The organism is Streptomyces sp. NPDC059853 (genome assembly GCF_042731495.1).
In the GTDB taxonomy this organism is placed as follows: domain Bacteria; phylum Actinomycetota; class Actinomycetes; order Streptomycetales; family Streptomycetaceae; genus Streptomyces.
Genome location: NZ_JBHWJL010000083.1, coordinates 1 through 8,661 on the forward strand (window position 1 = coordinate 1; position 8,661 = coordinate 8,661).

Consider the following 8,661-nt stretch of genomic DNA (forward strand, 5'->3'; position numbering starts at 1 on the left):
GGCCCGGGTCATGGCCCGGCCCGCCGTCCGGCGCGGTGCCGCCGCGTGCCAGCCACAGCCGGATCTCGGCGCCGCCCAGCACCGAGCGGCCGATCCGCAGATCGCCGCCGGTCGATTCGGCCAGCCTGCGCACGATGTCCAGGCCGAGGCCGGTGGATCCCGGCCCGGCGGGGGCGGGCCCCCCGCGGAGCGCGGCGTCCGGGTCGGCGATCCCCTCGCCCGCGTCGGAGACCAGCACGATCACGGCGTCGTCGGTGCTGGCGTGGTGCACGTCCACGGCGAAGGCGGTGCCCTCGGGGGTGTGCCGGAAGACGTTGCCGAGCATCGCGTCGAGCGCGGCGACGAGATCGGCGCGCGGCACGGGGACCCGTACGGGCGCGTCGGCGCCGGAGAGCCGGGCTTCGCGGCCCTCGTCCTCGGCGAGCGCGGACCAGAACGCCATCCGTTCCCTGATCACCTCGGCGGCGTCCACCTCGCCCCGTTCGCCGGGTCCGGCGCTCTCGGGGCTGTGGGAGCGCTGTTCGCGCACGGTGCGGATGATCTGGTCGATCTCGGCCTCCAGCTGGTCCACCGCGTGCCGGGTCTGGTCGGCGGCGTCGCCCTCGCCGAGCGTGGCGGTGTTCAGGCGCAGCACGGTGAGCGGGGTGCGCAGCCGGTGCGAGAGGTCGGCGGCGAGTTCGCGTTCGTTGGCGAGCAGCCGGACGACCTGGTCGGCCATGGAGTTGAACGCGACGGCTGCCTCGCGCAGTTCGGCGGGCCCGGCCTCGGGGACGCGGACGTCCAGGCGGCCCTCGCCGAGTCTGCGGGCGGCACCGGCGAGCTGTTCGGCGGGGCGTACGGTGCGGCGGCCGAGCCGGTCGGCGATCACCAGGGAACCGGCCACCAGGGCGATGCCGACCCCGGTGAGAACCAGCCAGGCGGTGGTGACGCCGGGGGTGAGGTCGGCGTCGGGGACGAACACCTCGACGACGGCGATGCGTTCGCCGGAGACGGCGGTGGGCTGGAGGAGGGTGACGCCGCCGGGGACCTCCAGGGTGGCGGCGCGGGCGAACTCGGTGAAGGAGCGGAAGTCCTCGTCGCTGGTGTGGGGTTCGCCGATGACGAGCGCCTCCCCGCCGGGATCGGCGGGTGCGCCGGGGGCACCGGACGCGTCGGAATCCGTGGGGCCGGCGGCTTCGGGTGGTTCGGTGGCTCCGGGTGCCTCGGCCGCGTCCGGGGCGGGCAGCCAGATGGCCATGCGCCCGGCCGCGCCCGCCTCGGTGCTGGCGACGGCGCGTTCGAGCTGGTCGCGGTCACCGGTGATGGCGAGGACCGGCCCGATGGCGGCGGCCTGGCGTTCGGCGTTGCCGATCGCCCGGTCCCCGGCCATCTCCTGGACGACCAGGCCCAGCGGGATGGCGAAGGCGAGAACGACCATGGAGGTGACGGCGAGGGAGATGCGCACCAGCGCCCATCTCATCGGGGCGCTTCCAGCTTCACTCCGACGCCGCGCAGGGTGTGCAGGTAGCGCGGCTGGGCGGCGGTCTCGCCCAGTTTGCGGCGCAGCCAGGAGAGATGGACGTCGATGGTCTGGTCGTCCCCGTAGGACTGGCGCCACACCCGGGTGAGGAGTTCCTTGCGCGGGACGACGACGCCGGGGCGCTGGGCGAGGAACGCGAGCAGGTCGAACTCGCGGCGTGTGAGGTCGAGTTCGATGCCGTCGAGGCGGGCGCGGCGGCGCAGCGGGTCGACGCAGAGGCCGCCGACGCGCAGTTCGTCGTCCTGGGGTGCGCCGGGGCGTCCGCCGGAGGCGCGTACTCGGCGCAATACCGCCGTCATGCGGGCCGAAAGGTGCTCCGCGGAGAAGGGTTTGACGAGATAGTCGTCGGCGCCGTCGTTGAGCAGCCGGACGATCTCGGCCTCGTCGTCGCGGGCGGTGGCGATGATCACCGGGACGTCGGTGATGCCCCGCAGCATCTTCAGGGCTTCCCTGCCGTCCAGGTCCGGGAGTCCGAGGTCGAGGATGACCAGGTCGAAGCCGATCTGGGCCACTTCCCGGAGCGCTTCGAGCGCGGTGCCCACGCTGCGCACGGTGTGTGCGGCATCGGTGAGCTGCCGGATCAGTGCCGACCGGACGAAGGGGTCGTCTTCCACGACGAGCACATGCGCCATGCGCGGCACCGTACGCCATTAGGGTGATCCTGATGCAACGTCTCCTGGTGCGCGCGGGTGTCTGGCTGGTTGCCACCGGTTCGGCCGTGACGCTTTCCTGGTTCGGGGTGTACACGGTGCTGCGCGGCACGGTGTACGACCCGCCGCGTGCCGTTCCGGTGCGGGACGCCTCGGCGTGGACGGAGCCGGACGCGTCCTCCACGCACCGGCCGCCGCAGGATCCGGCCGCGCCGCCGTCCGGGCCGGAGCCGGACCCCGGCGCCTCGGCACCGGCGGGGTCGCAGAGCACCCCGCCGCCCGACACCGGTCCGGAGCCGGAACCGGAGCCCGAGGCGGGGGCCGGGCCCGGTACCGACGGCGGTGCGGAGCCCGCCGATCCGCCGCCCGACACGGCCGGGCGGGTGGAGACGGTGTCCCTGGACGGCGGCCGGGTGGTCTACGAACTCGGCACCGAGCGCTGCGAGTTGGTGTCGGCCACGCCGGAGCCCGGCTGGGAGATGCAGGTGTGGACGACCGAGTCCTATCTGCGGGTCACCTTCGTGGGGCACGGCCGGGAGGTGTCGGCGTTCTGCACCTGGCACGGCTACGAGCCGGCCATCGAGGTGCACGAGGGCTGAGACTCAGCCGAAGAGGTCCGCGGGCGGAGCCGGGGAGGGCTGGGCGGTGGCGTCGGTGACCACCCGGGCGCCGGCGGTGAAGTCGCGCAGTTCCGCGCCGGTGAGCAGCCGGGTGGGCTGCGGTTCGCGGCCGAGCCGCGCGCGCAGGGCGTCCAGGGGCAGCGGCCCGTCGGAGGCGAGGAGGATGCCGTTGCCGTAGCGCCGGCCGCGGGCGACGGCGGGGGCGATGCTCAGCGCGGCGGCCGGGAAGCGGTCGAGGGCGGTGGCGGCCTGGCCGCGCAGATGGGTCAGCGGGCCGCCGTCGGTGATGTTGGCGGCGTAGAGACCGCCGGGGGCGAGCACCCGGCGTACCGCGTCCAGGAATTCGGCGCTGGCGCAGTGGGCGGGGGTGCGGGCGTGGTGGAAGATGTCGGCGATGATCAGCTCGGCCGAGTCCGCGGGCATGCGGCCCAGCGCCTCGCGCGCGTCCAGGGCGCGCACCTTGATGCGCGCGCCGGCGGGCAGGGGCAGGTGCCGGCGGACGAACTCGGTGAGCGCCGCGTCGGGCTCCGCCACCTGCTGGACCGAACGCGGCCGGGTGACGGCGGTGTAGCGGGCCAGGGTGAGGGCGCCGCCACCCAGATGCACGGCGCGCAGCGGGGCGCGTTCGGGGGCCACCACGTCGATGACATGACCGAGCCGGCGCTGGTACTCGAACGCGAGCCGGGCCGGCTCGGTGAGATCGACGTGGGACTGCGGGGCGCCGTCGAGCAGCAGTTCCCAGGCGTCGGCGCGGTCGGGGTCGGGCAGCAGTTCCGCCCGTCCGCCGGCCACCGTCGCGCTGGTCGTCTCCGCCTGCCGTGCTCGTCGCGCCATCCGTTCAGTATCGCGCGCGGACCGGTCAGGGCTGACAGCGGTCGGCGGCGGCGAGCAGCCGGGCGGCCTGCCGCAGCGCGGTGCGCAGCCGCTCGGGCGGGGTGGCCTGCGGAACGGAGCCGTCCGGCGGGACCAGCCAGCCGGTGCCGGAGACCGGGGGGCGGCCCACGCCCTGCGGCTGGCCGTAGGTGGGAGTGCAGGCACTGCCGGGCACGTCCCAGCGCTCGGCGGTGCCGGGCGGCACGAGAAAGCCCAGGGTGTCGCCGTTCCGGTCGTGCAGCACGGGGCCGGTGCCGTTGAGCAGCCGCACCATCAGGTCCACGGCTTCCAGGCCCTCTCTGGCCGGAACCGTGACCAGATCGCACGGCTGTGATCCGCCGCCGTTCGCCATGGGGATTCACTCCTCACGTCTCGGTGTGTGAGGTACAACGCCGCACAGGCGTCAATGGCTACGGGCATGTGCCGCTGAAACGAGTGGCAGATCATGGCAGATCCCGTGCGGAATATCCGATGTGTACGCAGATATCCGCGTCTTGGATGGTTCCGCGACGGGTACGGTCGTGCCCCAGGACTCCCCTGCCGGCCACCGGCCGGACGGCTCCCCAGGGAGGTGCGCCCGCCATGGCCACGTCACCGAACCGGTCCTTCCGGGCCCTGCGCGGCGACCGTTCGGCCGCCGAGTTCGCCGCGGCGGTACGGCGGGCCGCCCGGGAGATCGGCGAGAACGTCAGCTGCGACGCCCGGTACATCGGGCGGGTGGAGTCCGGCGTCATCCGCTGCCCGAACTACGCCTACGAGCGGGTGTTCCGCCACATGTTTCCCGGCCGCACCCTGACCGACCTGGGCTTCGCCCCCCGCGACGCGGTACGCGGGCGCGGGGCGCGCGCCGGAGCAAGCACCTCCGTACGCATTACCGGGTACACCACCAGGGACCGCACTGGCACCGACAACACCGAGGAGAGCGACGTGTTGCGCCGAGTGTTCATGGCCGGCGGCCCCGCCGCCGTGGCGTCCCTCACCCCCCTGACCACCCTGACCGCCGCCGCTGCCGGCACGGCTACCGGTACCGGCGGAGCACCCGCGCCACCCCGGCGGGTGGGCGCCATCGAGGCCGCTGCCGTGGAACGGGCGGTCACCGACATCCGCGCCTACGACGACCGCCACGGCGCGGACGCCCTCTACCGCCCGGCCGGTGAATCCCTGCGCGCCGCCCAGGAACTGCTCGACGCGGGCACCGCCCGCGCCGCCGTCAGCGCCCGCCTGCACGCCGCCGCCGGCGAACTCGCGCTGTCCGTGGGCTGGCTCGCCCACGACTCGGGCCGGCACACCGAGGCCCGCTCGCACTACGCGGAAGCGCTCGCGACGGCGCGCGTCAGCGACGACCGCGCGCTGGAGGCGCACGCCTTCTGCAACGCCGCCTTCCTCGCCCGCGACACCGGCCGCCACCGCGAGGCGGTGCGCGCCGCGCAAGCCGGCCAGCAGGCCGCCCGGGCAACCGGCTCGCACCGCCTCCACTCCCTGCTGTCCCTGCGCGAAGCCGCCGGCTGGGCCGGCCTCGGCGACCGCAGGGGCTGCGAACTGGCCCTCTCCCGCGCCCGGACGGCCTTCGACCACGGGCCGGACGACGCCGACCCGGAGTGGATGAGCTTCTACAACGCCGCCGAACTCGCCAGCCAGGAAGCGCACTGCTGGGCGGCCCTCGGCGACTGGCCCCGCGCGGCCGAGGCCGCCCGCCGCGCCCTCACCGCCCAGGACCCGCACCTGGTCCGCAACCGCGCCCTGTACACGGCCGAACTCGCCGGCCACCTGACCGGAGGCGGCCACCCCGAAGAGGCGGCGGAAACCGGCCAGCAGGCCCTGGACCTTCTGGAACAGGTCCACTCCTCCCGCATCCGCACCCTCCTCCGCCACACGGCGAACCGCCTGACCGCACGCACCCCCACCCCGGAGGTCGCCGCGTTCGCGGCACGAGCGGCATAGCCCTGCCGGGCGGGGCGCGGTTACGGCGCGATGCGGGGACGGGGCCGACCCCGCGCGTGCGGGGAGCCGACGAACCGGGTGTCGTCGGTGTCGAAGTGGGGACCAACCCCGCCTGCGCGGAGCAGAGATGCTGACCTGGGCCGTTATCGCTCGGTCGGGGTGATGTCGCTCACTTCACTCAGCACCCTCCCGCCCCTCCAGGTGTGCCGTGTCGTTCCAGCGCGCGATCACCGGCTTGCCGTGGGCCCAGCTCAGTTCCGACAGCGAGGCCGGGTCCAGTTTCAGGCGGGCGGCGAAGCGGACGTCCTCGCCCAGCCAGCGGGCCGTCACCGAGCGGAGGATGTGGCCGTGGGCGAACAGCACCGCCCCGTCGCGTGCCTCGCGGGCCCAGGCCACGACCTCGTCCGCGCGTGCCGACAGGTCCGCGAAGCTCTCGCCGCCGCGTACGCCGTCGCGCCACAGCACCCACTCGCCGCCCCGGTCCTGCTGCATCTGTTCGCCGGTGCGGCCCTCGGCGTCGCCGTAGTCCCACTCCTTCAGCGCGTCCCAGTCGCCCGCCCGGCCGCCGAATCCGGCCAGCTCGCAGGTTTCCTTCGCCCGCGACAGCGGTGAGGTGCGGACCTGCGCGCCGGGGAGCCCGTCCCAGGGCGCGTTCCGCAGCCGCGCGCCCAGCGCGCGGGCGTCCGCCCGGCCCCGGTCCAGCAGCGGGATATCGGTGTGCCCGGTGTGCCGTCCGTCCACCGACCAGGCGGTCTGCCCATGTCGTACCAGCAGAATGCGCGCGGTCATGTCGCTCTTTTCTCTCACGGTTCACCGGGGTCGTATGTGGCTGATTTTCTCATCATCACGCATGGAACCATGGGTACCAACCGAGCGTCTGTTCCCTTACGCCCTGCCGTCCGGCGGGTGAACAGCCCTGCCCCGACACTGGAGTCCGACCCCATGCCCCGAGTCCGGCCCCGCTGGTGGACCGAGCTGCTGCTGATCGTGGTTGTGTACGGGGCGTACTCCGGCGCCCGGCTGCTGGCCAGGGGTGATGTGGCCACGGCGGTCGAGAACGGCCTGTCGATCCTGCGCCTGGAGCGGGCGCTGTTCCTCAACGCCGAGGAGCCGCTGAACGATCTGTTCACGAGCGAGGCGTGGCTGGGCGTCCCGTCGTCCTTCGCCTACGCCTCCCTGCACTATCTGGTCACCCCGGCGATCCTGATCTGGCTCTTCAAGCGCCGCCCCGCCCACTACCGGCTGATGCGCACCTGGCTGATGGGCTCGACCCTGATGGGGCTGATCGGGTTCACGCTGATGCCCACCTCGCCGCCCCGGCTGCTGCACGAGCGGCACGGCTTCACCGACAGCCTCTCGCAGTACAGCGACTACGGCTGGTGGGGTGACGAGGCGAGCGCGCCCAGCGGGATGGGGGATCTGACCAACCAGTACGCGGCGATGCCCAGTCTGCACGTCGGCTGGGCGGTGTGGTGCGGGGTCGCGCTGTGGTACTTCGGGCCGCGCACCCGGTGGCTGCGCGCCCTCGCGGTCGGCTATCCGCTGATCACGGTGATGGTGGTGATGGGCACCGCCAACCACTACTTCATGGACGCGCTGGCCGGGATCGCGGTGATGGTCGCCGGGCTCCTGCTGGCCCGGCCGCTCATGCGGCTGGCCGAGCGGGTCCAGGACCGGTTCGCCGCGGTGCGCGGCGCGGCGGTACGGGGCGAGGGGCCCGGCGCCGTACGCCCGTACGCCCCGGAGCGCGCGGACAGCGCGCGGGGTGCCGGCCGGAGCGAAGCCGAACTGAGCCGGTCCTCGGGCGGCTCCCGGACGTAACCTGGGGAAGGATCGCACCGTCCCCCTCCCCCACCCAGCCGTGGAGGCTCCCTCATGACCGATTCCGGACCGACACCGGAGCCGCCCCGCTTCCGCCGCCCGGCAGGGCTGTTCTTCGAGCCGCCGACGGACGCGCCGCAGGAGGAGCACTTCTTCGATCTGGAGTCGATCTCCGAGCCGGACCGGCTGCTGTCCCGGGCCACCGAGCTGGCGGTGGCCTTCCAGGCGGCGGCCGACCGGGCCGTGGAGTACCAGGCGGTGGCCGCGGCGCAGCTGGCCGATCCGCGCCGGTTCGACCGGCTGTCGGCGGCGCAGATCGCCGACCGGGCGGAGTGGACCGAGGACTACGCGGTGAAGATGATCGAGTTCGGCCGCCGGCTCCAGCGGCAGCAGTCGCCGCACGGTACCGGAGGGCACCCCCCGTTGTCCTGATTTCCGCGGAGTTGGCACGGCGGCGCGCGCCGTGCCGTACACCTGGTTGTCATGACGGAACCCGCGATCTCGGCGACCCCGCTGCCGGCCCTCACCTCCGGCGGCGCCCAGTGGCTGGCCACGGCCCGCTGCGGTACGGACTTCGATGTGATCAGCGCGCCGGGACTGTTCGGGCGGCGGGTGCTGGAGCGGCTGTGGTCGGCCGGACCCGGGCGCGGCCCGGTGGCGGCGCACCGGGGCCGGCTGCTGCTGTTCGCGCAGCCGGGCACGGCGGCCCGGCTGCCGGCGCTGCTGCGCTGGGAGGAGTGGAACCGGGGCGCCCGGCTGATCCCGCCGCTGCTGTGCCACGGCGTGGGGGACGTGGTGACGGTGCCGGACGGCCGGACGGCGGCGAACGGTCAGTGGCTGGTGGCGCCGCAGAGCCGGCACCCGTGGCTGCCGGGCCCCGAGATGCTGCTGTGGGCGTGCGTCCGGGCGGCCAGGGACGGGTCCCGGCGGGGGCCGGAGCCGGCGATTTTTGCTGATGACCGGCGGGGTGCTAATGTCTACGACGTCAGCAGGCGCCGCTAGCTCAGTTGGTTAGAGCAGCTGACTCTTAATCAGCGGGTCCGGGGTTCGAGTCCCTGGCGGCGCACCGACACGGAAGGCCCCTCGCAGCAGCGGGGGGCCTTTTCCGTACCCTCCACCGCCCCCCGTACCGCATCCCGGGGTGGTACGGAAGGGGGCGCGCGGGGTGCTAATCTTGTGGATGTCAGCAGGCGCCGCTAGCTCAGTTGGTTAGAGCAGCTGACTCTTAATCAGCGGG

10 protein-coding genes and 2 tRNA genes (1 of these 12 only partly in view) are annotated in these 8,661 nt (G+C 74.0%); 7 read left to right on the plus strand and 5 right to left on the minus strand.

The window, feature by feature from the left end:
* Both ACFV5N_RS11960 and ACFV5N_RS11965 read right to left on the minus strand, forming a co-directional pair.
* A partial coding sequence (locus ACFV5N_RS11960; protein WP_385597552.1) for a sensor histidine kinase occupies positions 1-1,459 on the minus strand: 1,459 nt, incomplete at its 3' end.
* Positions 1,456-2,151 (minus strand): response regulator transcription factor, encoded by a 696-nt coding sequence (locus tag ACFV5N_RS11965; protein WP_385597555.1) that lies wholly within the window; start codon positions 2,149-2,151, stop codon positions 1,456-1,458. The genes ACFV5N_RS11960 and ACFV5N_RS11965, both read right to left, overlap by 4 nt.
* A gap of 32 nt (positions 2,152-2,183) precedes the next feature.
* Here ACFV5N_RS11965 and ACFV5N_RS11970 point away from each other — a divergent pair, with 32 nt between their 5' ends.
* Positions 2,184-2,768 (plus strand): hypothetical protein, encoded by a 585-nt coding sequence (locus ACFV5N_RS11970; RefSeq protein ID WP_385597558.1) that lies wholly within the window; start codon positions 2,184-2,186, stop codon positions 2,766-2,768.
* Positions 2,769-2,771: 3 nt separating this feature from the next.
* Here ACFV5N_RS11970 and ACFV5N_RS11975 read toward each other — a convergent pair whose 3' ends face one another.
* Together ACFV5N_RS11975 and ACFV5N_RS11980 are read right to left on the minus strand one after the other, a co-directional pair.
* On the minus strand, positions 2,772-3,623 hold the full coding sequence (locus ACFV5N_RS11975; protein ID WP_385597560.1) for a spermidine synthase: 852 nt from the start codon (positions 3,621-3,623) through the stop codon (positions 2,772-2,774).
* A 25-nt stretch (positions 3,624-3,648) separates the two neighbouring features.
* On the minus strand, positions 3,649-4,014 hold the full coding sequence (locus ACFV5N_RS11980) for a hypothetical protein (protein WP_385597563.1): 366 nt from the start codon (positions 4,012-4,014) through the stop codon (positions 3,649-3,651).
* A 230-nt stretch (positions 4,015-4,244) separates the two neighbouring features.
* Between ACFV5N_RS11980 and ACFV5N_RS11985 the strand changes: the two genes are divergently transcribed.
* On the plus strand, positions 4,245-5,603 hold the full coding sequence (locus ACFV5N_RS11985; RefSeq protein ID WP_385597566.1) for a tetratricopeptide repeat protein: 1,359 nt from the start codon (positions 4,245-4,247) through the stop codon (positions 5,601-5,603).
* A 174-nt stretch (positions 5,604-5,777) separates the two neighbouring features.
* Here the strand turns inward: ACFV5N_RS11985 and ACFV5N_RS11990 are convergent, their stop codons facing one another.
* Positions 5,778-6,392, minus strand: a complete 615-nt coding sequence (locus tag ACFV5N_RS11990; RefSeq protein WP_385597568.1) for a histidine phosphatase family protein — start codon at positions 6,390-6,392, stop codon at positions 5,778-5,780.
* Positions 6,393-6,545: 153 nt separating this feature from the next.
* Between ACFV5N_RS11990 and ACFV5N_RS11995 the strand changes: the two genes are divergently transcribed.
* From ACFV5N_RS11995 to ACFV5N_RS12015, 5 genes are all read left to right on the plus strand, one after another.
* A complete protein-coding gene (locus ACFV5N_RS11995) occupies positions 6,546-7,424 on the plus strand; it encodes a phosphatase PAP2 family protein (RefSeq protein ID WP_385597571.1) in 879 nt (292 codons plus the stop codon).
* A 54-nt stretch (positions 7,425-7,478) separates the two neighbouring features.
* Positions 7,479-7,856 carry a hypothetical protein gene (locus tag ACFV5N_RS12000; protein ID WP_019433269.1) on the plus strand — a complete coding sequence of 126 codons (378 nt, stop codon included), beginning with the start codon at positions 7,479-7,481 and terminating at the stop codon, positions 7,854-7,856.
* 51 nt (positions 7,857-7,907) lie between these two features.
* Entirely contained in the window at positions 7,908-8,426 is a 519-nt protein-coding gene (locus ACFV5N_RS12005; RefSeq protein WP_385597574.1) for a hypothetical protein, read from the plus strand.
* Positions 8,417-8,490: transfer RNA gene (locus ACFV5N_RS12010), tRNA-Lys, on the plus strand. Before ACFV5N_RS12005 ends, ACFV5N_RS12010 begins: the two co-directional genes overlap by 10 nt.
* 124 nt (positions 8,491-8,614) lie before the next feature.
* Positions 8,615-8,661, plus strand: a tRNA-Lys gene (locus tag ACFV5N_RS12015); it runs 127 nt beyond the window's last position.

What these genes read in the sequence shown, in the direction of transcription:
- ACFV5N_RS11965 (WP_385597555.1), bottom strand. Translation starts at nt 2,151, where the DNA reads ATGGCGCATGTGCTCGTCGTGGAAGACGACCCCTTCGTCCGGTCGGCA.
- ACFV5N_RS11970 (WP_385597558.1), top strand. Translation starts at nt 2,184, where the DNA reads ATGCAACGTCTCCTGGTGCGCGCGGGTGTCTGGCTGGTTGCCACCGGT.
- ACFV5N_RS11975 (WP_385597560.1), bottom strand. Translation starts at nt 3,623, where the DNA reads ATGGCGCGACGAGCACGGCAGGCGGAGACGACCAGCGCGACGGTGGCC.
- ACFV5N_RS11980 (WP_385597563.1), bottom strand. Translation starts at nt 4,014, where the DNA reads ATGGCGAACGGCGGCGGATCACAGCCGTGCGATCTGGTCACGGTTCCG.
- ACFV5N_RS11985 (WP_385597566.1), top strand. Translation starts at nt 4,245, where the DNA reads ATGGCCACGTCACCGAACCGGTCCTTCCGGGCCCTGCGCGGCGACCGT.
- ACFV5N_RS11990 (WP_385597568.1), bottom strand. Translation starts at nt 6,392, where the DNA reads ATGACCGCGCGCATTCTGCTGGTACGACATGGGCAGACCGCCTGGTCG.
- ACFV5N_RS11995 (WP_385597571.1), top strand. Translation starts at nt 6,546, where the DNA reads ATGCCCCGAGTCCGGCCCCGCTGGTGGACCGAGCTGCTGCTGATCGTG.
- ACFV5N_RS12000 (WP_019433269.1), top strand. Translation starts at nt 7,479, where the DNA reads ATGACCGATTCCGGACCGACACCGGAGCCGCCCCGCTTCCGCCGCCCG.
- ACFV5N_RS12005 (WP_385597574.1), top strand. Translation starts at nt 7,908, where the DNA reads ATGACGGAACCCGCGATCTCGGCGACCCCGCTGCCGGCCCTCACCTCC.